Below are 22,047 nucleotides of genomic sequence, written 5' to 3'. Positions count from 1 at the left end.
CTCCTGCTCATTCAAGTGAGGCGGTCAGGCCGCCGTTAAGGCATCGTTCAATCGACAACGTCCATCCTAATAGCGCGCTGTCCTTCATCGGCAAGAGCNCCGGCATCAGGCCGACCGACGCATCTCCTGGTTGGTGGCACGGCAGGGAACCCGCGCAGCCGTCCAGAAAGTTGATGACGGAAGGATTCCGCAACGCAATGCCGTCAACGCGAAAATCGGTCTCGCCATCGGCCTCCATCTGATCGATAGGCGGCGCGATAAAAAGAACGGTGGCTATCAGTAACGCGTCGTGACCTTGGATTTCGGCGGTCACTCGCTGCTGCCACTGGACACGCCGCCGCGCCAGCAAGACTCCATCATGTTCTTCCGCGGCGAATGCGCGACAATACGCGCGGGTCGTCCTCGGCGGCCGCTGTAATGTCAGCGCGCCCATCACGCCACCACCGGCAGCACAACGCTGGAGTAGCTGTGGCTAATGATGCGTCCCAGATGCTCATCGACCAACGCCATACGAAATGCCGCCGCTGGGCGAATGCCGCCAATCGCCGTCATCGTGCCGCAGCTCATGGCGAGTCCATCCACCCGCGTCGGAACGTCAGACGCCAGATAGCGTTCCAACAGCGCCATCGGCGGTTGCAGGCTGGATAACGCGCCTTCCTGATAGAGCCGATACTCCCCATTTTCGACGATCCATGAGCGCAAAATTAGCGAGTCCCAATGGGCGATCACTTCTCGCAGCGGCCAGGCATCCCGCGCCACCGGCTTAGCGCACAGTTGTTTTGACAGTGCTACGCTCTGCGCTTCCAACTGACGATCGGTATGATCCGACGCCAGCGAAACATAGAGTTTCCCACAGTAGGAAAAGATCAGCGGCTCGGCTTCGCCGGAACTGGCGTTGCCGACGACTTCAACGAGAGAGGACTGCGTCAGCTGGTTCGCCGCTACGCGATAGAACAGCGGAATTGCACTGGGTTGAGGCACGCCCAGCGCGGCCAGTTCCCGGATATGGTGCATCACAGCGTCACGATCGCGTCCGGNCCACCCGGCGATCACCAGACGATCAATGTCGACCTCAATTCGCTTTTCTGCTGATTTTTCCAGCACATTGAAGATCAGTTTCATGACGTTGCTCACCCCACACTAAAAATAACTGTGAAATTTCACACGGTTTTCAATCAGGGAATAAGCGATTTTCGTGCCATGTTCTGTGTACTATGGTGAAAGACTTTTCATTGCAGGAGCGATACGTGAAGCACGTCGATGAACAACGTCGGGTCTTGCCGACAGCGGAAGAGGCCGGACTCTCGCAGAACGAACTGGCCTATCGGCGATTCAAACAGTTGCTGGTCACTCTGAGCTATAAACCCGGCGAGTATGTGAACACGGCACAGGTCATGAATGAGCTAGATATGGGCAGGACCCCCGTCAACCAGGCCATTCATCGCCTGGCGAATGAGGGATTGCTACAGGTGATCCCACGCAAGGGCGTGGTGGTGTCTCCCCTTTCGATCAACGATGCGCTGGAACTGATCGAGGTCCGGCTTGCGAACGAAAACCTGTGCATCCGGCTTGCCTGCCAGCGCGCTACGGCGGTGCAGATTACCGAACTAAGCGAACTGAATCAGCAGATCGACGCCGCCTGTCAGGCCCGTGACCGAATACAAATGATGACGCTGGACTACGCATTCCATCAGATGCTGGCGCAGATTGCCGGCAACAGCACCTTGACGGACATGCTCAGCGTCCTGCACGCCAGAGCGCAGCGTTTTTGGGCCAGCACCTTGTCCAAAGAAAGGCACATGCAGGAAGTGGTTGAAGAGCATCGCGCCGTGATAGAGGCGCTCAAGAGGCAGGATGTAGCAGCAGCGGAAGCTGCGATGGAAGCGCACATCCTGTCGTTCCGCCACGCGCTGTTGCATACCTTTTAGTCGCGCGGGCCGCTCAAAACAGGACGGGGACTGACCTTACGGCAAGTCCCCGTCCTTCCCTCCAATTCAGCCCCTGAGCCGCGAAAGCGAGACGCCGTCAGACGTCGTCGCTGATAGGGACGCATGAGCAAAACAGGNTGCGGTCGCCGTACACGTCGTCCAGTCGTTTCACAGTCGGCNAGAACTTGTTCGCGGCGCCCGCCGGGAACACCGCCAGATCACGCCCGTAAGGGNGGGACCATTCGGTAACCAACTCGGTTTGGATATGCGGCGCGTTGACCAGCGGGTTATCGTCCAGCGGCCACTCCCCGCGCGCTACGCGGTCGATCTCTTCACGTATCGCCAGCATCGCGTCGATAAAGCGATCCAGCTCTATCTGACTTTCCGACTCCGTAGGTTCAATCATCAACGTCCCCGCGACCGGGAACGACATCGTTGGCGCATGAAAACCATAGTCGATCAGCCGTTTGGCGATATCCAGTTCGCCGATCCCGCTGATTTCCTTCAAGGGTCGGATGTCCAGAATGCATTCGTGCGCAACCCGGCCACCGAGGCCGCTGTAGAGCACCGGGAACGCCGACTGTAGCCGCGCCGCCACGTAGTTGGCGTTAAGAATGGCGATCTGGCTGGCCTGTTTCAGCCCTTCAGCGCCCATCATGCGGATGTACATCCAGCTGATAGGCAGGATCGAGGCGCTGCCGAACGGCGCGGCGGATACGGCGCCCTGCGCGGTCAGCACGTCAGCGATTTTTACGACCTGATGCCCCGGCACAAACGGCGCCAGATGCGCCTTCACCCCTATCGGCCCCATCCCCGGACCGCCGCCGCCGTGAGGGATACAGAAGGTTTTGTGCAGGTTGAGGTGAGACACGTCTGCACCGATAAAACCGGGCGAGGTGATGCCCACCTGCGCGTTCATATTGGCCCCGTCAAGATAGACCTGGCCGCCGTACTGGTGCACAACCTGACATACTTCACGGATGGTCTCTTCGTAGACGCCATGCGTCGNCGGATAGGTCACCATGATGCAGGCCAGCCGCTCTCCGGCCTGAGCCGCTTTCTCCCGCAGATCGTGCAGGTCGATGTTGCCCTGCTTGTCGCAGGCGACAACGACCACCTCCATGCCCGCCATGTGCGCGGAAGCCGGGTTGGTGCCGTGCGCGGAGCTGGGGATCAGGCAGATTTGGCGCTGCGGCTGATTGCGGCTTTCATGATACCGACGGATGGTCAGCAGACCGGCATATTCGCCCTGCGCACCGGAATTCGGCTGCATGCAGACGGCGTCATAGCCGGTCAGCAGCACCAGCCACTCGCTCAGCATAGCGATCATCTGGCGGTAACCCTGCGCTTGCACGGGCGGGCAAAACGGGTGCAACTCGGCAAATTCGGGCCAGGTGATCGGCAGCATTTCCGCCGCCGCGTTGAGTTTCATGGTGCAGGAGCCTAGCGGGATCATGGCCTGATTGAGCGCCAAATCCTGTCTCTCCAGACGATGCAGATAGCGCATCATCTCGGTTTCACTGTGATAGCGGTTAAACACCGGGTGCGTCAGGATGTCGTCCTTCCGCAGCAGCGCGGCAGGCAACGAGTCCGATCGCGCGCTGACCTCGCGATCCAGCGCATCGATATCCAGACCGTGCTCGTCCCCCAGCAGGATCGCGAACAGCGCCTGTATATCATCGCGCGTCGTGGTTTCATCCAGCGAGATCCCGACCGCGCCGTCCAGATCGCCGCGCAGATTTACGCCAAAACTTAACGCCCGGCTCAGCGTCGTTGCCTTATCCGCGACCGAGACGGTCAGCGTATCGAACCAGCGGGTATGCCATAAGGNGGCGCCGCGCTGCCGCAGCCCGGCGGCCAAAATATCGGTAAGGCGGTGAATGCGTCGGGCGATGCGTTTAAGCCCTTCCGGGCCGTGGTACACCGCATACATGCCCGCCAAATTCGCTAACAATACCTGGGATGTGCAAATGTTGGAGTTGGCCTTTTCACGGCGAATGTGCTGTTCGCGAGTCTGCATCGCCATACGCAGCGCTGTGTTGCCCGCGGCATCGCGAGAGACGCCGATAATGCGGCCCGGCGTCGCGCGTTTGTACTCTTCGCGACTGGCGAAAAATGCCGCATGCGGGCCGCCGTATCCCATTGGCACGCCGAAGCGCTGCGCGGAGCCAAAGACGATGTCGGCCCCCTGAGCGCCAGGCGCTTCGAGCAGTACCAGCGCCAGCAAATCCGCCGCAACGCAGGTGATCACTTTGCGTTGGCGCAGCTCGCTCAGCAGCGTCCGATAGTCGTGCAGTTCGCCGGTCGTACCCAGCTGCTGCACCAGAACGCCGAAGATGCCGTCATCCTCAAGCGCGTCCTGCGGATCTCCGGTCACGATGTCAAAGCCGAAGGTCGCGGCGCGCGTCCGCATGACATCCAGCGTTTGGGGGTGCACGTCGTTCGCGACGAAGAAACGGTGGGCTTGCTTCAGCTTGCTGACGCGTTTGGCCATCGCCATCGCTTCCGCCGCCGCAGTCGCCTCGTCCAGCAGCGAAGCGGACGCCACCGGCAGTCCAGTCAGATCCTGGGTTNCCTGCTGGAAATTGAGCAAGGCTTCGAGCCGTCCCTGAGACACTTCGGGTTGATAAGGCGTGTAAGCGGTGTACCATCCCGGATTTTCCAGCACGTTCCGCAGGATCACCGGCGGCATCTGTACGCCGTAGTAACCCATGCCGATATAACTTTTGTAGATCTGATTACGGCTGGCGATCGCCTTCAGCTCCGCCAGCGCCTGATGTTCCGTGACGGCATCCCCGACGGCGGGGGGACTGGGCAACTGGATATCCGGCGGGATGATCTGCTGAATCAGTCGATCCAGCGATTCTGCGCCGACCGACGCCAGCATATCCTGCTGCTGCGCGGCGGTGGGACCGATATGGCGTTCCACGAAAGCGCTAGGGTATTCAAGTTGACTGAGAGTCTGGGTCATTACGACATTCCTGCATCAAACCACATCAAGCGAGCGCCGCCTGCGGCGCCCCGAAAGATCACCCGTCCGGGCGCCAACGACGATTAGTGCCCGTCGTCTTCTTCATCCAGCAGCGTCTGATAAGCGGCGGCATCCAATAGATTGTCCCACTCTGCGCCATCGCCGGACTTAATACGAAATAACCATCCGCTGCCGTAGGGATCGCTGTTGACCTGTTCCGGTGCGCCTTCCAGCTCGCCGTTGACCTCAACCACTTCGCCGCTCAATGGAGTGTAGACATCCGATGCGGCCTTGACCGACTCCGCCACGGCGCATTCGCCCCCGGCGTTGAACTGGCTGCCCACATCGGGCAAGTCGATAAATACCATGTCGCCCAGCAGCGCCTGCGCGTGCTCGGTGATCCCAACACGATAGGTGCCGCCTTCGTCCGCCGCGACCCATTCATGGGACGAGGTATATTTCAATTCCGCCGGTACATTGCTCATTGCCACTTTCTCCTTTTAGACAAAACGGTTAAATCTCTATCAGGGCTTTTCCTGCACGGACAAAATTAGGCTTCGTCACCCGGACGGGGACTTCGCGCTGGCGGATACGCACCACCGCCTGTTCGCCGATGCCTTGCGGGACGCGAGCCAACGCGATGCTGACGCCCAAAGTGGGCGAGAACGAGCCGCTGGTGATCACGCCTTCGCGCACCGCGCCGCTGGCATCGGTGAAATGCACCGGCAAGCCGTTGCGCAATACGCCTTTTTCCGTCATGACCAGCCCGACCAGTTGCTCGGTGCCGTGGGCTCGTTGACGCTCCAAAGCTTCACGCCCGATAAACTGACGATCTTCCGGCTCCCAGACGATCGTCCNCCCCATATTCGCCGCCAGGGGAGAAACGCCTTCATCCATATCCTGTCCATACAAATTCATGCCGGATTCGAGACGCAGAGTATCGCGCGCCCCCAGCCCCGCAGGCTGAACGCCCTCCGCCAGCAGCTGTTGCCACAGGCCGACCGCGTGTGCTTTCGGCAGCGCGATTTCATAGCCGGCCTCGCCGGTATACCCGGTGGTGGCGATAAACCAGTCGCCGCTCTGTACGCCGAAAAACGGCTTCATGCCGGCCGTATCTTTGCGCTGCTGCGACGTCAGCAATCGCTGTACCTTTTCCTGCGCCAGCGGCCCCTGGATCGCGATCAGCGCCAGATCGTCACGCTCCTGAATTTGCACCATGAAAGGTTTCGCCTGCTCTTCTATCCAGGCCAGATCTTTTTCGCGAGTGGCCGAGTTGACCACCATCCGGAAAAAGTCTTCCTTGAGAAAGTAGACGATTAAATCGTCTATCACGCCGGCGGAGGGAGTCAGCATGGCGGTGTAGAGCGCTTTACCGGGCTGCTTCAGCCGGGCCACGTCGTTCGCCAGCAGATGGCGTAAAAACTCGCGTACGCGAGCGCCATGCAAATCGACGATAGTCATGTGCGAAACATCGAACATTCCGGCGCTCTTGCGCACCGCGTGATGTTCCTCCAGCTGTGAGCCGTAGTGCAGCGGCATCATCCAGCCATGAAAATCCACCATTTTGGCGCCGTCGGCCAAATGTTGTTCATACAGCGGGGTTTGCTTTGCCATCTTTTCCCTCTACGTTAACCGTGCTGGTTACAGCGGATGCGTCCAACGCAAACGTGATCTCTGCCTTTGAACTTACCACCGATGTGGGTTCTTAACCACACGCCCTGCCATAAGTAAATCTATATAATAACGCCTAATAAAAGTGTGATTACCCTTCCACCACATCCACTTTTTTCGCTATTAAAAAGGCATTAATCAGCAGATATAAGCGAAGATATTCGGCTTAATACTTAAAAATGATAAAAACCCCCGCATACTCCCTATTTCTCAACACACCACAGAAACAAAACGCATTAGGTAATCTAATGCGAAAAAGTAGGTAAAATTAGATTATTTCAGGCAAGAATGAGGCGGTGCAGAGTGGTCAGGCGACGGAGTTTCTATTCGCTATCAATCGCGATGCGATCCCTATCACGCTTTATTGCCATCCAGAATGAGAACGCCCGAACGCGATCGTGAATAAGGGGGAAGAAGNGAGTGGCGACAGGCAAATAAAAAGGCGGCGCACCGCCGGTCCGTCATGACCGTGATGTGCCGCCCGCAACGAACGCGACTGACTTAGATCAGATGCGCGATGTTGACGTTTTCCATCAGATAGTGGTTGTCGGAGTAGTCCACCGGAATTGCGATCACCGCAGGTCCGTCGACGTCCATCGCCTGATGCAGTTTTGGAATCAGCTCTTCAGACGACTCAACCGCGAAGCCTTTCGCGCCGAAGGCTTCCGCATACACTTTGAAATCAATCGGTCCGAACTTGACGCAAGATCCGCGGTTGTATTTCTTCTGTTCCTGGATTTCAACCATGTTGTAGGCATTATCCACCCAGATGATATGCAGGACATTACAGTTCAGACGAACCGCCGTTTCCAGTTCCATACTGGACTGCATGAAGCCACCGTCGCCAGATACCGACAGCACTTTCTGGTTCGGATTCACCAACGCGGCCGCAATCGCCCAGGGCAGCGCCACACCCATGGTCTGCTGACCGTTGGTCATTAGCACTTGGCGTGCGCGGAAGCTGTACAGGTAACGCGCAAGCCAGATATGGAAGCTGCCCATATCGACACACAGCGTGACATCTTTGTTCACCAGATCCTGCATCGCACGAACCAGACGCAACGGATGGATAGCGAAGCCGTTCATGTTGATGGCATGGGTCGCCAGTTGATGACGCAGTTCGCGACGCTCTTCCAAAATAGCGACGGCGTCGGAAGACAAGCTAATCGGCGAATTCAGCTGCTCGTTCAGCATATCGATGGTGATGCAGATGTCCCCCACCAGCTCCAGGTCCGGACGGTAGTCGCATTCCAGTTCGGATGGCAGCACATCGATATGCACCAGCGTCGCATTGCCGGTGTTCCACAGCGCCGGCGCATATTCGACCGGGCTATAACCGACGGTGATGATCAGGTCGGCTTGCTGCAACAGTTTGTCGCCTGCCTGGTTATTGAACAGACCGACACGGCCGGCAAAATGGTCAAAGTGCTGCTGATCGATAACGCCGGCAGCCTGATAGGTGCTGGTGACCGGCAGTTGGCTGCGGTGTAGCAGGCGGCGCAGCGCATCGGCATTTTTCGGCTGGCTGGCCATCAGACCTAGCAGCAAAATCGGGTTTTTTGCCTTTTCGATCATTTGCGCAACGCGTTTGACGTCCGCCAGAGGCGCGCTATTCAGCGTAGGCAGGTTTGTCGCGGCCAGCACAGGGCTTGTCNCCGGATCGTTGACAATGTCTTCCGGCAGACTAATAAACGAAGCGCCCGGACGACCGAACTCGGCGGCGCGGAACGCATTAGCCAGCACTTCAGAAATAGCGGAGGAAACAGGAATTTCCGCGCTGAACTTGGTGACCGGCTTGAACAGGCTGACAGTATCCAGGCTCTGGTGAGTCAGTTTTAGTCTGTCGGCGCGTTTCACGGCCCCCCCCAGCGCAACAATCGGGTCGCCTTCCGAGGTCGCCGTCGCCAGACCCGTCACCAGGTTGGAGCAGCCAGGACCGGAAGTCACCATCGTAACGCCCGCTTTCCCCGTCAGACGGCCGATTGCCGATGCCATGAAAGCCCCATTGGCTTCGTGACGTACGGGGATGGTCTGGATCGATGAGTCCACAAGTGAATCAAAAACGCGGTCGACTTTAGCGCCAGGAATACCGAAGACGTATTTGACCCCTTCCTGCTCCAGATGTTTTACGATCAGATCCGCACCGCAAGCCCAGTGCTGTTGACCATCCTTATTTTCCATAACATTTTTCCTATGCATTTTTGTGCTTTCTTTTCAGTACCTTGATGAACTTTAGCTTTCCACAGAGTGGATGAGGCTATCGAGATCTTCATGGGACAAGTTGGCTCGCAGAAAATCCTGATCCAGAGGCAGGTNGATGACTAATTTGGCGATGGTGCCAAATTGCAGCATGCCGTTCTCCAGGCGGTAATCAAGGATATGTCCGCCGCCTTGTCGGCTATCAGTGATAAAATGCTCGTGATAGCCGGCGACATTGATCCCTTGAACATAATTAGGGCTACGAAAACCGATTACGTTGCCCTTGCAGTTGTCGAAACGGAAAGTCGGTTGCTGGGCAATAGCTTCCAGCATCGGTTTATAAGGTCGTTCCTGGCGAGGTACCGTACGAGTCTCGACGTAGCTGAAGGAGCCATCGATTCGTAAAGCACAAAAAAGATTGTCTGTTGCAACAAAATCATCAATACGCTGATGAAGGTCCTCACGACTGAGCGCATGGTCAAACTGCATCTTTTCAGTCGGACGGAAGAAGGTCATTACGGCAAAAGGCGTTTTCTGATCGGGCTTGGCGGCGCGAGCGCTGCCATCGGAGCGCAATTGGAAAATACGGCTTTCCATTGCAACCAGCTCTCCATCAAGATCGTTAAACGTGCCTAATCCGAAATCACCATGTTCAAGCAGATCCGCCATGGTTGTACTGCCTTCGTACACGCCATTTATCAACCCGCTCATCAATGAGGTTTGATAGATCTGACACTCTGGGTGGTGTTTTTGATGCTGATGGACGAAGTTGGCAAGCTCTGCCATACAGGGGTCAACGCAGTTGGAATCTTTCATATCCCTTCTCTTCCGACGAGGTACGACATAAATTTAATTAATGTTTCCCTTGAATATTGCTCCCGTGAGATTCAAAGTTCCAATATAAAAACGTGACTATTTGGAGATCTAAAATATATGGAGTTACGTTATCTGCGCTATTTCGTCGCCGTTGCATCCACGCGGCACTTTACCCGCGCAGCTGAATCACTAGGGATATCGCANCCTCCGCTTAGCCAACAAATACAAAAGCTCGAACGTGAAATTGGCACCCCGTTGCTGAAGCGAATGACGCGCGGCGTGGAGATGACCGAAGCGGGAGAAGCCTTTTACCAGGATGCCAAGCAGATACTCGAACTGACCGACGCCGCCATGGAGAGGGTGCGTTGTATCGCTCGCGGAGAGAGTGGCGCCATTAATGTGGGGTTTTCTTGCGCGGTGACCTTCCACCCGCTGGTGCTGAAAATGTTGCGGCTTTTCCGCCAGCGCTTTCCGAGCGTGCAGATGCAGCCGCAGGAAGAGCATATCAATGAGATTTTGGAGAGCCTGCGCAATCGCAGCACGGATATCGCCTTTGTGCGCCTGCCCTGTGATATTGGCGACGAGTTCGACGGTGAAATCCTGGTAGAAGAGGATATGCGGCTGGTGTTNCCAGATAGTCATCCCCTCAGCGATCAGCAGGAAGTGCATCTCAGCCAGATGGAGTCTGAACCGCTAATTATTTTCCCGCGAGAACTCTGCCCCAGTTTGCACGACATGATCATTCGCGCCTGCTATCTCGCGGGTTACCAACCCAAAATCAACCCACTGGCGCCGCATATCACGGCGACGATCAGCATGGTCGCTTCCGGCTTCGGCATTACGTTCATTCCGGAGTCCCTGTCCTGCATTCAGACCGGAAATGTGACGTATCACGAAATCGACACGCCCCATCTCAACACGCAGATTGCGGTAATTTGGCGCAAGCACGATACGTCAGCCACCCTGCACAATATGGTGCAATTGCTGCACGGCCACGAACAGGAAAAGTAGCGAACTCGGTAGGTGAAACCGGTCAGGCGATATCAAGGCGAGTCAGAGATTCAGGCTCGCCCTCTTTTGCACGTCGATACGTCAGAAATCGTAGCCGACGATGACGGAACGTGCTGCCCCAGTAGCAGATTCTCAGCTCATCGCAGGGCGCGATGCAGTCACGGAATAAAGGAAAAGGAGACATGCGATAGTTTCGTACATAAGCGCCTGAACCGTTGGCTTCCTTTTCATTCACCGTGCGCGTTTAGCGAAAAACGCGTTACACCAGGCGGAAAGCTATCGATCAGAAAGCGCAAAAAATAGTTAAATCAAGTGATGATTATTTCATTTAACTGTTTTCACATCCAACCCTTAAGGTTCGCGATTATCCCATAATTCTATTGCTCTTTGTCCGATCTCCGCCCATCTCCTTTGATGCGAATAGTCAGGTCGCCGTCATAAGTGAGTTATGACGCTGTCCGGCAGAAGTTGTATTCAGCAAGGTTTTCTATATGATAGTAATTATCATTATCGTCATGGTAAGAGACTATGTTGACCGCGATGATTGCCGCCTGTGGGCTATGGGGAATCACCTGGTACTTCGGCAAACCGCTTTCCAGCGCCTGGGGGACTCTGGTTCCCGTGACGTTGATGCCCCTGCTGTTGCTGCCGGGTATCGACCTGCACTCTCTGAGATACATCGTGACGCTGGCCATGCTGGTGACGCTGGGAATGCTGTTTCATCAGCGGCTGCGCCACTATCTGCTGCTGCCGTCCTGTATTGCGCTGGCAGGCGGACTGACGGCGCTATCCGTGACGCTGCGCGGCATCTAGCGATAAGGCTATGGCATAGATAAAAATAAGGAAAAAGTTAGGGGGGGTAATCGGGAGGATAAAGCCGGGAGTAATACGTGGTGCGAAGAGAGGGACTTGAACCCTCACGNCCGTTAAGACACTAACACCTGAAGCTAGCGCGTCTACCAATTCCGCCACCTTCGCACATGAGATTTTCTACGTATTCAGTACTGCGCGATCTGCATCACCAGCGTGGTGCGAAGAGAGGGACTTGAACCCTCACGNCCGTTAAGACACTAACACCTGAAGCTAGCGCGTCTACCAATTCCGCCACCTTCGCAGGTACTGTGCAATACAAATCATTGTGGTGAGGTGGTGCGAAGAGAGGGACTTGAACCCTCACGNCCGTTAAGNCACTAACACCTGAAGCTAGCGCGTCTACCAATTCCGCCACCTTCGCAAACCAGGGACATAACGTCACGCAATGTCACCACGGAGGCGAATTCTAGAGATTTTACGGCCGAGGTCAATGATTATTTCCCCTCCTCGTGAGGGTTCGCTGTAAAAATCGGCATTTAATCGACCGGGGCAGGCGCAATACACGCGTGTAACCAGTCCACGACAACCTGAATACGCGGAGCCAGGAAACGTCCGGCGGGAAACATGATGTAAAGCGGCATGGGCGGAGGCGGCATATCTGGCAGGATCTCCACCAGTTCTCCCCGTTCAATCAACGGTCTGAGACTCCTGCGCGGCCCCTGAATCATACCCAGCCCGGCCTGCGCGGCGGCGATATACGCATCTACGCCGCTGACGTCCACCCATGTGGGCAGGCTCTGCGTGAGCAACTGTCCATCCTGAACGAACTCAAGGGGATAGCGGTGCAGGTTGCGCAAAGAAAAATAGCCGACCATCCGATGACCCGCCAGCTCGGCCAGAGAAGATGGTAACCCGTGCTCAGCGCAATACCCAGCAGAGGCGCAGGAGAGCTGCGGCAACGACGGCAATTGCCGGGCGGAGAGCGAATCATCCTCCAACTGCCATGCCCGCACCACGCAGTCTACGCCCTCGCGCTGGACGTTAATCGCCGCGTCGTTGGCGCTTAGCACCAACCGGATGCGCGGATACTGGCGATAAAACGCTGGCAGCGCGGGAATAACGAGTTCACGGGCCATCGAGTGCGGCATGTCGATACGCACCTGTCCGCTGGGTTGCTGTTGCTGCCGGGTGAACATGGCGTCGCTTTCATCGAAAGCGGATAACAGCTGCGTGCAGCGCTGATAGTAAAGCCGCCCTTCATCCGTGATGCGAACCTGACGCGTCGTCCGTTCCGCCAACCTGACGCCCAGCCGCAGCTCCAGCCGTTTCAGCGTCTGGCTAACCGTAGCTCGCGGAAGCCCTAGCCCTTCGGCCGTTCGACTGAAGTTTTCCGTTTCCACGATGCGGACGAACACGCGCATCGCCTGTATGTGATCCATGAACCCGTCCGCAGGATTGTTTGTGATTTACAAACAGTGTTGCATAAAACGTGTGATTTATCTTTATCGAGCAAACAACCACACTGGCATTCCCATCACCTATCGAGGACATCAGCATGCAACAGAGAACATTAGGGCCCCGGGGGCCGCAGGTTTCCGCTCTGGGACTGGGCTGTATGGGTATGAGCGATTTCTATTCCACCCATCAGGACGCCAACGAATCCCTTGCCACCCTACACCGCGCGCTCGAACGGGGTATCACTCTGCTGGATACCGCCGACATGTACGGTCCGTATACCAATGAGCAACTGGTGGGAACAGCGATCAAGGGCAAACGCGATCGTGTCTTTCTGGCGACCAAATTCGGGATCGTCCGCGATACCGCCAATCTGGATGAGCGTGGTATCTGCGGCAGACCGGAGTATGTGCGGCAGTCGGTGGAAGGCAGCCTGAAACGACTTGGGGTAGAGACCATTGATCTTTACTATCAGCACCGGGTCGACCCGACGGTGCCGATTGAAGACACCGTCGGTGCGATGGCCGACCTCGTGAAAGAGGGCAAGATTCGTTTTCTCGGATTAAGCGAGGCTTCCGCCGCCACGCTGGAGCGTGCGCACCGCGTTCATCCCATCACCGCGCTGCAAAGCGAATATTCGCTATGGACACGGGATGNGGAAACACAAATCCTGCCGACCTGCCGCAGGCTGGGGGTCGGTTTCGTTCCCTACAGTCCGTTGGGCCGCGGTTTTCTGACCGGCGCGATCCGGGATCTCGACACGCTGTCTGACGACGACTTCCGTCTCAAAAACCCGCGTTTTCACGGCGATAATTTCACCAGAAATCTGCGTCTGGTCGAACATGTGGAGGCGTTGGCGAAGGAGAAAGGGGTGACGTCCGCACAGCTGGCGCTGGCCTGGGTGTTGGCGCAAGGGGAACACATCGTGCCGATCCCCGGCACCAAACGACGCCGTTATCTGGAAGAGAACATCGGCGCGTTGGATGTGATATTGACTGCTGCGGAGCTGTCAGCCATCGACAGCCTGTTTCCGCGACAGGCCGCTGCGGGCGAGCGCTATGGCGTCGAAGGCATGAACACCATCGATAACGACTAGCCCCTCTACGCGATCCCCTGCGGCCTGCCGCCGCAGGGGATCATGCACATTTAGGCGCGCGACTTGGTTTTAGCGCCGCGTCCCATAATCGCCTGATACACTCGGAAACGGCCATTCTGCGCCAGCACTTCGTGGCTGCCGAACGTCTCATCCAGCAGCGCCGGATAAGGCAGGAAGGCGTTAGCGACAATACGCAGCTTGCCGCCGATGTTCAGATGCGCCGCCGCGCCGCGGATCAGCGCTTCCGCCGCGTGCAGACTGGTTTGCATCCCGTCATGGAAGGGCGGGTTGGAAATGATCATGTCGAAACGACCGGCGACATCCGAGTAGACGTTGCTGGCGATGACGGCGCCTTCCAGCTCGTTACGCGCCAGCGTCGCCCGGCTGGCTTCCAGCGCAGCGGCGTTCACATCGCTCAGCGTCAGACGGATTTTCGGCGCGCGCTGAGCAAATGCCACAGCCAGAACGCCCGCGCCGCAGGCGATATCCAGCACTTTACCTTTCGAATGCGGTTCCAACGTGCCAAGCAGCAGCTGGCTACCGTTATCCAGCCCATCGCGGCTGAACACGCCCGGCAGCGTACGTACCGGTACGCCGTCCACATCATATTCATGCCACCAGCGTTCCAACTCGAAGGTCGGCGTCTGTTCCAGACGACCGTNATACAAACCACAGCGACGCGCGCTGTCGATTTTGGCCAGCGCAGTGACGTCCGCCAGCAGCGTTTCCGCGCTGCGTACGCCGCAACGGTTCTCGCCCACCACGAAGATATCGCAGCCGACAGGCAGCAGCGATAGCAGGTTGGACAGTTGGAACTGGGCTTCCTGCTTGCTTTTCGGCCAGTAGTAAATCAGGGTGTCGCAGCCCGCCACCGTGTCAGCGTCGGCCAGCAGGGCGAAATGCGCCGCCTCGCCCATCGTCCGGTTTAGCTGCTGCCAGTGGTGGTACTGCATCGTGTGCACGCGGACGTCTTCCGCCTCAAACTGGGCGGGCAAGGTATCTTGCAAATCACCGGCAAACAGCACCCGGCGGGTGGAAAAATCATCGCTGTGACGCAGTATCACTTCACTGGCGGGGGTAAATGCGGACATCAGGCTTCAAACTCCTCAATTAACTGAGCGACGATTATAGAGGTTTGTTGCCGCATGTTCGATGGGTTTGCTAGCATAGCGGCGCATACTCGCGCTCCGGACAAGGTAAGGCATGACATCACATCGGGACAGGCTGCTACAGCAATTGGGCATTACGCAGTGGACATTGCGCCGCCCCGCCGCGCTGCAAGGCGAAATCGCCATCAGTCTGCCATCGACGGTTCGTCTGCTGATCGTCGCCGATCCGCTCCCTGCGACCGATGATCCGCTATTGCAGGATGTACTCAGAAGTCTGCAATTAACCCCCGAACAGATCTACAGCCTGCTGCCGCAGCAGGTAGAAATGTTGCCGGACACCCGCGATTGCCCGGCCTGGTGGCTGGGCGCCCCCCCCATGCAGCCGTCGCAAGGCGNGCAGCTTACCAGCCCGGCGTTGTCCGAGCTTGACCATAACCCGGACGCCAAGCGCGCGCTGTGGCGGCAAATTTGTCAATATGAACACGATCTCTACCCTGACCTCCGCCGATCTGACGACCGCCTTTCAGATTGAGCGCCTGAGCCACGCCTTTCCGTGGACGGAGAAGACCTTTCTCAGCAACCAAGGCGAACGCTACTTCAACCTGAAACTGAGCCATGACGAGCAGATGGTCGCCTTTGCGATCACGCAGATCGTGCTGGATGAAGCCACGCTGTTCAATATTGCGGTCCATCCCGAACATCAACGTCGCGGCTACGGCCGGGCGCTCATGGAACACCTGATCGCCGAGCTGGAGCAACGCGGCACTCTGACGCTGTGGCTCGAAGTCCGCGCGTCAAATCAACAGGCTATCGCGTTGTATCAGTTTTTGGGTTTTAATGAGGTCTCCATCAGGCGGAATTACTATCCCACGAAGGAAGGTCGTGAAGACGCCATCATTATGGCCCTGCCGCTGGGATAATCCCTGTCAGACACGCTCTGGCAGGCAAGTAGCGAATTCTTCCCAACTTGGCATAAAAATTGAAATGCAAATTATTCTCAATTAGAATGCCGACCTCTTTTTTACATTCAGGGACTGAAGGAACTCGATATTCATTATGTCTGCGGTTAACGTACCGACCTCGCCCGATTTTTGTCAGCTCTACCAGCAGCATCACGGTTGGCTGCAGAGCCTGCTGCGCAAACGCCTGGGAAACCTGTGCGACGCAGCCGATCTGGCGCAGGAAGTCTTTCTGCAGTTACTGATGAAACCCCGCGAGTTCGACAGTCACCACGGTACCCGCGCTTATTTAAGCGTCATGGCGCAGGGGATGTGCGTCGATCTCTGGCGACGCAAAGCGCTGGAGCAGGCTTGGCTGGAGTCGTTGCAGCACCATGCGACGGATGCCTCCCTGTCGGCCGAACAGCACTCCATCGTGCTGGAAACGCTGNTTCAAGTGGACAGCATGCTGCGTCATCTCCCTGAAAAAACACGTTCGGCATTCGTGATGTCGCAAATTCAGGGGAAGACCTACGCGCAGATCGCCTCCGTCCTGCACGTGTCTGAGCGTATGGTGAAAAAGTATATGGCGCAGGCCATGCTGCACTGCATTCTTCTCGAAACAGATACCGACGCCACGCCGCCGACCCGGCGCAGCTGAGTCAGTCAGGTCGATCTCCCATGCCTTTCTCCCCTTCCCCGCCACCCAAGCCCGGTTTCGAGTCTCTGCAAGAGGCGGCGGACTGGTATGCGCAATTGTTGGAGGACGACGGGGAGCACAGTGAGCTGCGCCAACGCTGGCAGAGGTGGCTGGATGAAAGCGTCGAACATCGGGAAGCCTGGATCTACGTGCAGACGATTAGCCAGCGCTTTCAGCCGCTGCGGGGCGAACTGCATCAGCCGAGCGCGGAGGCTCTCCTGCGCTCGCCGCGCGTCAGCCGCCGCCGGGCGCTGAAGCTGACGGCGTTGCTAACGTCCGGCGGGCTGCTGTCCTGGATGGGTTATCGCTATACCCCGCTGCGCGAGTCGCTGCTGGCGATGACCGCCGACAATCGCACCGTGACCGGTGAGATTAAACCCATGACGCTGACCGATGGTTCGCGTATCTGGCTGGATACCGCCAGCGCCATGGATATTCGCTATACGACAACGGAGCGGCAGTTGTTTCTGCGCGCCGGACAGATATTCATCGCCACCGCGCCTGACCCCCTGCGGCCTTTTGTGGTGGTCAGCGAGCAAGGCAGGATGCAGGCGCTGGGCACGCGCTTCAGCGTCAGCCAACAGGACGAAAGCACGCGGCTCAACGTCTACGACGGCATCGTCGCCGTCNCGCCCCGACAGGACAGCGTCACGCGCCGCGTCAACGCCGGTCAGCAATGGCGTTTCACCGCCGACGGTTTGGGTACGCTCGATCGCTTGGACAGCGCCGACGCCGACTGGCGTCGGGGTAAATTAAGCGCGGACAATACCCCGCTTGGCGAGGTGATCGCCCGTCTGTCCCGCTACAGACGCGGTTATCTCTCCTGCGATCCGGATATCGCCGCGCTCCGGCTGGTGGGAACCTTCCCGCTGGACAACACCGACAAGGCGCTGGATATGATGTCCCGGGCGCTGCCGATCCGCATTCATCGACGTTTTTCCTGGTGGGTGACGATCGAAAAAAAAGTGTAGCGATGGCTTCCGTTTTGGTTCCCTTTTTCACCGCTCGTTCGATTCAGTATAAAAACAGGCTTTATTTCTTTTGACTCTGGGTATTAAAGGCTATTCCTATGTTATTCACCGCACCACCTCGCGCTCTCCGGCCGTTGGCTCTGGCCGCCCGTCTTTTTGTTCTGGGCTCACCGGTTATCATTCTACCTACTGCGCCTGCCAGCGCGGCGGAAAACGCCGCCGTGCAGCACTATGCCATTGCCGCGGGTTCGCTAAGCGAACAGCTTAATCAGTTAGCGCGCCAGTCCGGCATCGACCTCGCGGCCGATGCGGCGCTGACCCAGGGTCTGAACGGCAAAGCGCTAAACGGCGATTATGACGTGGAGAGCGCTCTGGCAACGTTGCTGCAAAGCCACGGTTTGCAGGCGGTGAAACAGGCGGACGGCAGCTTCCTGCTGCAAAAGGCGCCGACAGAGGACGAATTAGTGGTGGTGGCGCAGGTGAACCATCAGGGAATGACGGAAGGCACCGGTTCCTATACCACTCGCAGCATGAGCACGGCGACGGAACTGGCCCTTTCGCCAAGAGAAACCCCCCAGTCGGTCAGCGTCGTTAGCCGCACTCGGATGAACCAGCAGCACATGACCTCGCTGGATGAAGCGATGAGTCAGACCACTGGCGTTAACGTGGTGAACAATAGTTCCTATCAGGTGCAATTTCAGTCACGCGGCTTCACGATGGACAACATCAAAGAGGATGGCGCGAACTCCTCTTCTCAGAATAGCGTGTCCGGCATGGGCTACTCCGAGGCGTCTTCCGAGTCGCCCGATTTGGCAATCTACGATCACGTCGAGGTCCTGCGCGGTGCCTCCGGCCTGACGCAAGGCAATGGAGAACCGGGCGGCACCGTTAATCTGGTGCGTAAAAAACCCACTTACAACTTTCAGGGCTACGTCAGCGCTGGCGCGGGTTCCTGGGACAATTACCGCAACGAGGNCGACGTCTCCGGCCCCCTGAACGATGATGCTTCCGTGCGCGGGCGCTTCGTCGGCGTTTATCAGGACAAGCAAAGCTCGGTAGATTATGTCGATAGCGACCGCAGCGTGCTGTATGGGACGCTAGCCTGGGATATCACCCCGGATACCACGCTGACGACCGGGGTTAATTGGCAGAAAACCCATACGGTTCCCGATCTGTACGGCATCCCAATGAGCAGCGATGGCAGCAGTCTCGGCCTTCCACACTCGACGTTCCTCGGCGCGAGCTGGAACCGCATCGAGNTTGATAAAATCAATCCCTTCATCGAATTTGAGCATCAATTCGAAAATGACTGGGCGCTGAAAAGCACGCTGAATTACACACACGCCGAAGCAAAAAGTAAAACCATCGGGGTTTACGGCAGCGTAACGCCGAAACTCAATAACGCGCTTCAGCGCGATAATCAATCCGNCCAGTGGAGCTATAACCTCAGCCTGAAAGGGCCTTTCGAATTGCTGGGCCGTTCCCACGAACTGGTGGTCGGCGGCGAGTATCAGAAAGAGAACTTTGACAACCTCTACGGCCGAATCATCAAAAACGACGCGGTAGATATTTACCACTGGAACGCCAGCGAACTGGCCGAGCCGGAATGGCCGGACTACACCAATCGCTACCGTTATAACCTCTACCAACGCGCGCTGTTCGCCACGACCCGACTGGAGCTGGCGGATCGCTGGAAGCTCATTCTGGGCAGCCGCTATAGCGCCTACAGCTATGACATGTACTCCACGAATCGTACTACTGACGTCACCAATCACAGCAGCGGTTACAAAGTGCGCGACAAACTGATCCCCTTCGGCGGGCTGCTGTGGGACTTCAGCGATCATTACACCTGGTATGCCAGTTATAGCGATATCTTTAAACCCCAGGAAGATATTGATCGCTCTGGCAACATGCTGCCTGCGGTGACAGGGAAAAACTACGAAACGGGAATTAAGGGTGAGTTCTTCGATGGTGATCTGAATACCTCCGTCGCGCTCTATCGCATTATTCAAGCCAATCGGGCCGTGGAGGACACCAACTGCCTCACCAGCGAATACTGCTATCGTTCACAAGGCAAAGTACGCAGCCAAGGGGTAGAACTGGAAGCCTCAGGCAAGCTGGCGGAAGGTTGGCAGCTTTTCGCAGGCTACACGCTGACCAACACCAAATATCTGGAAGGCGAAGAGGGCGAAAAAGGACAGACCTACAACCGCTATACGCCCCAGCACATGTTCAAACTGTACAGCAGCTACACGCTACCGGGCAGGCTAAACCAATGGAGTGTCGGCGTTGGGATGACCGCGCAAACCGACACCAGCTCCAACTACGATATCCATCAGGGCGGCTACACGCTGTACAACGCCAACGTCAGCTATCAGTACAACAAACACCTCAGCTTTAATCTGGTGGGCAACAACCTGACGAATAAAGAGTATTACCGGACCCTGAATAACCGCATCATCAACGGGAATAACTACTACGGCGATCCGCGTAACTTTATGCTGACGGCGAAGTGGGACTTCTAATGACGTTGATGACTCACTCTTTTAACGTGTTACGCCATGCAGACGCTTAAACGTTTTTATCAACTGGTCGCGCCGTTGTGGTTATCGGCGCAGGCGATAGTGCTGTGGCTGCTGTTGCTGGTCGTGGTGGCGCTGACGCTGTCCGTCGTCGGCATCAGCGTGCTTTACAACAACTGGAGCAAGGACTTTTACGATGCGCTGGCGGACTTCTTCCAGCACGCCTCGGTCGCCGATCTGATTTGGCGCTATCTTGGGTATACCGCGCTGTTCGTCCTGGTGATTATCAGCGGCAACTGGCTGAAAAAAGCGCTGATCTTGCGCTGGCGCGACATGATGACCCAGCACTATGAAACACAGTGGCTACGGGATCATGCGCATTATCGGCTGCAACAGGATCCCGCCGGCACGCCGGATAACCCGGACCAGCGTATTGCCGAAGATATCCGCCTGCTGTGCGAGCAAAGNCTGGAACTGCTGCTGTCGCTGCTGAAAAACGTGGTCGGCCTGCTGTCCTTTATCGCCATCCTGTGGGGCATCTCCGGGGTACAGACGTTCACGATCGGCGGGCATACCGTCACGATCCACGGTTATCTGGTGTGGATTGCTTTGATCTACGCCCTGGTCGGCAGCATTCTTACCCACGCACTGGGCTTTCCCCTGCATCGCACCAACCATCAGATGCAGAAAGTCGAGGCCGACTATCGCGCCAGCCTGATCCGGGTCAACAGCCACAGCGAACAAATCGCTTTTTATCAGGGCGATGAAATCGAAAACAGGCGGCTGCGCGNCCGCTTCCGCGCCGTGCTCGCCACCGGCTACCGTCTGATGGGGCAAGAGTTTCGATTGGAAAGCTTCACGGTCAGCTATTTTCGTTTCAGCCTGATCGTGCCGGTTTTCGCGGTGCTTCCGCTGTATCTCGCCCACAAGGTCTCGTTAGGCGCGATCATGCAGGCCAAAACCGCCTTCGGCTACGTGCTGGACGCTTTCGGCTGGTTCGTTGACAGTTATCGCCAGTTGGCGCGGTGGTCTGCCACGATCGAACGTCTCTGGCAGCTGCAACAGCGGTTGGAGGCGCTGCCGCCAGCGACCACGCGCACGCCGCAGGGCGAAGCACTGCAAATTCACCAACTGACCGTGCTGCGGCCGCAGGGTCGGGCGCTGCTCGCCCCCTGCTCCGCACGGGTGAAACCGGGCGAGTGGTGTAGCCTGCAAGGCGCCAGCGGGATCGGCAAAACCACGCTGCTGCGGGCGCTCGCGGGACTATGGCCTTATACGACCGGACGCTGGTATCTGCCGGCTGGGCGCGTGCTGTTTCTGCCGCAGAAGCCCTATCTGCCGCAGGGTACGCTGCGGCAGGCTTTGACCTATCCGCAAACAAAAGAGTTCAGCGATGCGGTGTTGCAGGAAGCGCTGATCGATATGCATCTGGGGCATCTGAGCACAGAGCTGGATGCCGATGAGCCTTGGGCGCAACGGCTGNCCGGCGGCGAGCAACAGCGGCTTTCGCTCATCCGGGCGATCCTGATGAAACCGACGCTGCTGTGTCTGGATGAGGCGACCAGCCAGTTGGATGAAGAGACCGCGATAGAGGTGATGAAACGGCTGCGGCGACATTTGCCGGGCACCATCGTGCTCTCCGTCACGCATCAGTCGGTGCTGAATCCGCTGTTCGAAACTCAGATCCATCTCCAACCTGCGTCCCAGCCGTAATCTGGCGAAGCCGGATAGCGATTCCGCTGTCCGGCTGTCAGCGGCAGAGTCAGCCTCTACGCGATAACCACCTCGAACCAGCATGCAAACGCACGCGATGATAGATTTTTTGCGTGCGGGCTTTCATAATCGGC

Annotated in this window: 18 protein-coding genes, 3 tRNA genes and 1 pseudogene; 10 read left to right on the top strand and 12 right to left on the bottom strand. The window is 57.3% G+C overall.

The window, feature by feature from the left end:
- Window positions 1-7: 7 nt before the first annotated feature.
- Window positions 8-440: pseudogene (locus tag RZ35_RS03910) on the bottom strand (amidase); the annotation flags it as partial.
- Window positions 433-1,122: a DUF2848 domain-containing protein gene (locus RZ35_RS03905; protein ID WP_026742126.1), complete on the bottom strand. Its 690-nt coding sequence runs from the start codon at window positions 1,120-1,122 to the stop codon at window positions 433-435. The gene RZ35_RS03905 and the pseudogene RZ35_RS03910, both read right to left, overlap by 8 nt.
- A 92-nt stretch (window positions 1,123-1,214) precedes the next feature.
- On the opposite strand from RZ35_RS03905, the gene RZ35_RS03900 reads away from it, so the two are divergent.
- Window positions 1,215-1,928, top strand: a complete 714-nt coding sequence (locus tag RZ35_RS03900) for a GntR family transcriptional regulator (protein WP_081825689.1) — start codon at window positions 1,215-1,217, stop codon at window positions 1,926-1,928.
- A 97-nt stretch (window positions 1,929-2,025) separates the two neighbouring features.
- Here RZ35_RS03900 and gcvP read toward each other — a convergent pair whose 3' ends face one another.
- The 5 genes from gcvP to budA form a co-directional block, all read right to left on the bottom strand.
- Window positions 2,026-4,899 (bottom strand): aminomethyl-transferring glycine dehydrogenase, encoded by a 2,874-nt coding sequence (gene gcvP, locus RZ35_RS03895; RefSeq protein WP_026742124.1) that lies wholly within the window; start codon window positions 4,897-4,899, stop codon window positions 2,026-2,028.
- 83 nt (window positions 4,900-4,982) lie between these two features.
- Entirely contained in the window at window positions 4,983-5,384 is a 402-nt protein-coding gene (gene gcvH / locus RZ35_RS03890; RefSeq protein WP_026742123.1) for a glycine cleavage system protein GcvH, read from the bottom strand.
- Between the two features lie 28 nt (window positions 5,385-5,412).
- Window positions 5,413-6,513 (bottom strand): glycine cleavage system aminomethyltransferase GcvT, encoded by a 1,101-nt coding sequence (gcvT, locus tag RZ35_RS03885; RefSeq protein WP_026742122.1) that lies wholly within the window; start codon window positions 6,511-6,513, stop codon window positions 5,413-5,415.
- Between the two features lie 558 nt (window positions 6,514-7,071).
- Window positions 7,072-8,751 (bottom strand): acetolactate synthase AlsS, encoded by a 1,680-nt coding sequence (gene alsS, locus RZ35_RS03880; protein ID WP_026742121.1) that lies wholly within the window; start codon window positions 8,749-8,751, stop codon window positions 7,072-7,074.
- Between the two features lie 51 nt (window positions 8,752-8,802).
- Window positions 8,803-9,555, bottom strand: coding sequence for an acetolactate decarboxylase (budA, locus tag RZ35_RS03875; RefSeq protein ID WP_394296476.1), 753 nt, complete (start codon window positions 9,553-9,555; stop codon window positions 8,803-8,805).
- 147 nt (window positions 9,556-9,702) lie between these two features.
- On the opposite strand from budA, the gene RZ35_RS03870 reads away from it, so the two are divergent.
- Both RZ35_RS03870 and RZ35_RS03865 read left to right on the top strand, forming a co-directional pair.
- A complete protein-coding gene (locus RZ35_RS03870; protein ID WP_026742119.1) occupies window positions 9,703-10,596 on the top strand; it encodes a LysR family transcriptional regulator in 894 nt (297 codons plus the stop codon).
- Window positions 10,597-11,124: 528 nt separating this feature from the next.
- On the top strand, window positions 11,125-11,409 hold the full coding sequence (locus RZ35_RS03865) for a DUF1435 domain-containing protein (RefSeq protein WP_026742118.1): 285 nt from the start codon (window positions 11,125-11,127) through the stop codon (window positions 11,407-11,409).
- Between the two features lie 78 nt (window positions 11,410-11,487).
- Here the strand turns inward: RZ35_RS03865 and RZ35_RS03860 are convergent.
- The 4 genes from RZ35_RS03860 to RZ35_RS03845 form a co-directional block, all read right to left on the bottom strand.
- Window positions 11,488-11,574 (bottom strand) — tRNA-Leu (locus RZ35_RS03860).
- 49 nt (window positions 11,575-11,623) lie between these two features.
- Window positions 11,624-11,710, bottom strand: a tRNA-Leu gene (locus RZ35_RS03855).
- Window positions 11,711-11,743: 33 nt separating this feature from the next.
- A tRNA-Leu gene (locus RZ35_RS03850) sits at window positions 11,744-11,830 on the bottom strand.
- A gap of 115 nt (window positions 11,831-11,945) precedes the next feature.
- The gene (locus RZ35_RS03845; RefSeq protein ID WP_026742117.1) at window positions 11,946-12,848 is read right to left on the bottom strand and encodes a LysR family transcriptional regulator; all 903 of its coding nucleotides are present in this window, start codon (window positions 12,846-12,848) and stop codon (window positions 11,946-11,948) included.
- Between the two features lie 116 nt (window positions 12,849-12,964).
- Between RZ35_RS03845 and RZ35_RS03840 the strand changes: the two genes are divergently transcribed.
- Window positions 12,965-13,960 (top strand): aldo/keto reductase, encoded by a 996-nt coding sequence (locus tag RZ35_RS03840; protein WP_026742116.1) that lies wholly within the window; start codon window positions 12,965-12,967, stop codon window positions 13,958-13,960.
- Between the two features lie 50 nt (window positions 13,961-14,010).
- Here the strand turns inward: RZ35_RS03840 and rsmC are convergent, their stop codons facing one another.
- Window positions 14,011-15,051 carry a 16S rRNA (guanine(1207)-N(2))-methyltransferase RsmC gene (gene rsmC, locus RZ35_RS03835; RefSeq protein WP_026742115.1) on the bottom strand — a complete coding sequence of 347 codons (1,041 nt, stop codon included), beginning with the start codon at window positions 15,049-15,051 and terminating at the stop codon, window positions 14,011-14,013.
- A gap of 112 nt (window positions 15,052-15,163) precedes the next feature.
- Between rsmC and RZ35_RS03830 the strand changes: the two genes are divergently transcribed.
- The 6 genes from RZ35_RS03830 (at window position 15,164) to RZ35_RS03805 (ending at window position 21,913) form a co-directional block, all read left to right on the top strand.
- Window positions 15,164-15,601, top strand: a complete 438-nt coding sequence (locus RZ35_RS03830) for a DNA polymerase III subunit psi (RefSeq protein WP_026742114.1) — start codon at window positions 15,164-15,166, stop codon at window positions 15,599-15,601.
- The gene (gene rimI / locus RZ35_RS03825; protein ID WP_026742113.1) at window positions 15,546-15,989 is read left to right on the top strand and encodes a ribosomal protein S18-alanine N-acetyltransferase; all 444 of its coding nucleotides are present in this window, start codon (window positions 15,546-15,548) and stop codon (window positions 15,987-15,989) included. Before RZ35_RS03830 ends, rimI begins: the two co-directional genes overlap by 56 nt.
- Before the next feature lie 136 nt (window positions 15,990-16,125).
- Window positions 16,126-16,668, top strand: a complete 543-nt coding sequence (locus RZ35_RS03820) for a sigma-70 family RNA polymerase sigma factor (protein WP_026742112.1) — start codon at window positions 16,126-16,128, stop codon at window positions 16,666-16,668.
- Window positions 16,669-16,688: 20 nt separating this feature from the next.
- Window positions 16,689-17,678: a FecR domain-containing protein gene (locus tag RZ35_RS03815; protein ID WP_026742111.1), complete on the top strand. Its 990-nt coding sequence runs from the start codon at window positions 16,689-16,691 to the stop codon at window positions 17,676-17,678.
- A 98-nt stretch (window positions 17,679-17,776) separates the two neighbouring features.
- Window positions 17,777-20,203 (top strand): TonB-dependent siderophore receptor, encoded by a 2,427-nt coding sequence (locus RZ35_RS03810; RefSeq protein WP_051625458.1) that lies wholly within the window; start codon window positions 17,777-17,779, stop codon window positions 20,201-20,203.
- Window positions 20,204-20,239: 36 nt separating this feature from the next.
- Window positions 20,240-21,913 carry an ABC transporter ATP-binding protein/permease gene (locus RZ35_RS03805; RefSeq protein WP_026742110.1) on the top strand — a complete coding sequence of 558 codons (1,674 nt, stop codon included), beginning with the start codon at window positions 20,240-20,242 and terminating at the stop codon, window positions 21,911-21,913.
- The last annotated feature ends 134 nt before the right edge of the window (window positions 21,914-22,047 follow it).

This window comes from Lonsdalea quercina subsp. quercina (genome assembly GCF_000688655.1).
Taxonomy (GTDB): Bacteria; Pseudomonadota; Gammaproteobacteria; order Enterobacterales; family Enterobacteriaceae; genus Lonsdalea; species Lonsdalea quercina.
Note: the sequence above shows the minus strand (reverse complement) of the source record. Positions and strands in the feature narration are given on the sequence as shown.

Excerpts from the sequence above, each read along its gene's own strand:
- RZ35_RS03845 (WP_026742117.1), bottom strand. The coding sequence starts at position 12,848 with ATGGATCACATACAGGCGATGCGCGTGTTCGTCCGCATCGTGGAAACG.
- rimI (WP_026742113.1), top strand. The coding sequence starts at position 15,546 with ATGAACACGATCTCTACCCTGACCTCCGCCGATCTGACGACCGCCTTT.
- gcvH (WP_026742123.1), bottom strand. The coding sequence starts at position 5,384 with ATGAGCAATGTACCGGCGGAATTGAAATATACCTCGTCCCATGAATGG.
- RZ35_RS03865 (WP_026742118.1), top strand. The coding sequence starts at position 11,125 with ATGTTGACCGCGATGATTGCCGCCTGTGGGCTATGGGGAATCACCTGG.
- RZ35_RS03900 (WP_081825689.1), top strand. The coding sequence starts at position 1,215 with ATGGTGAAAGACTTTTCATTGCAGGAGCGATACGTGAAGCACGTCGAT.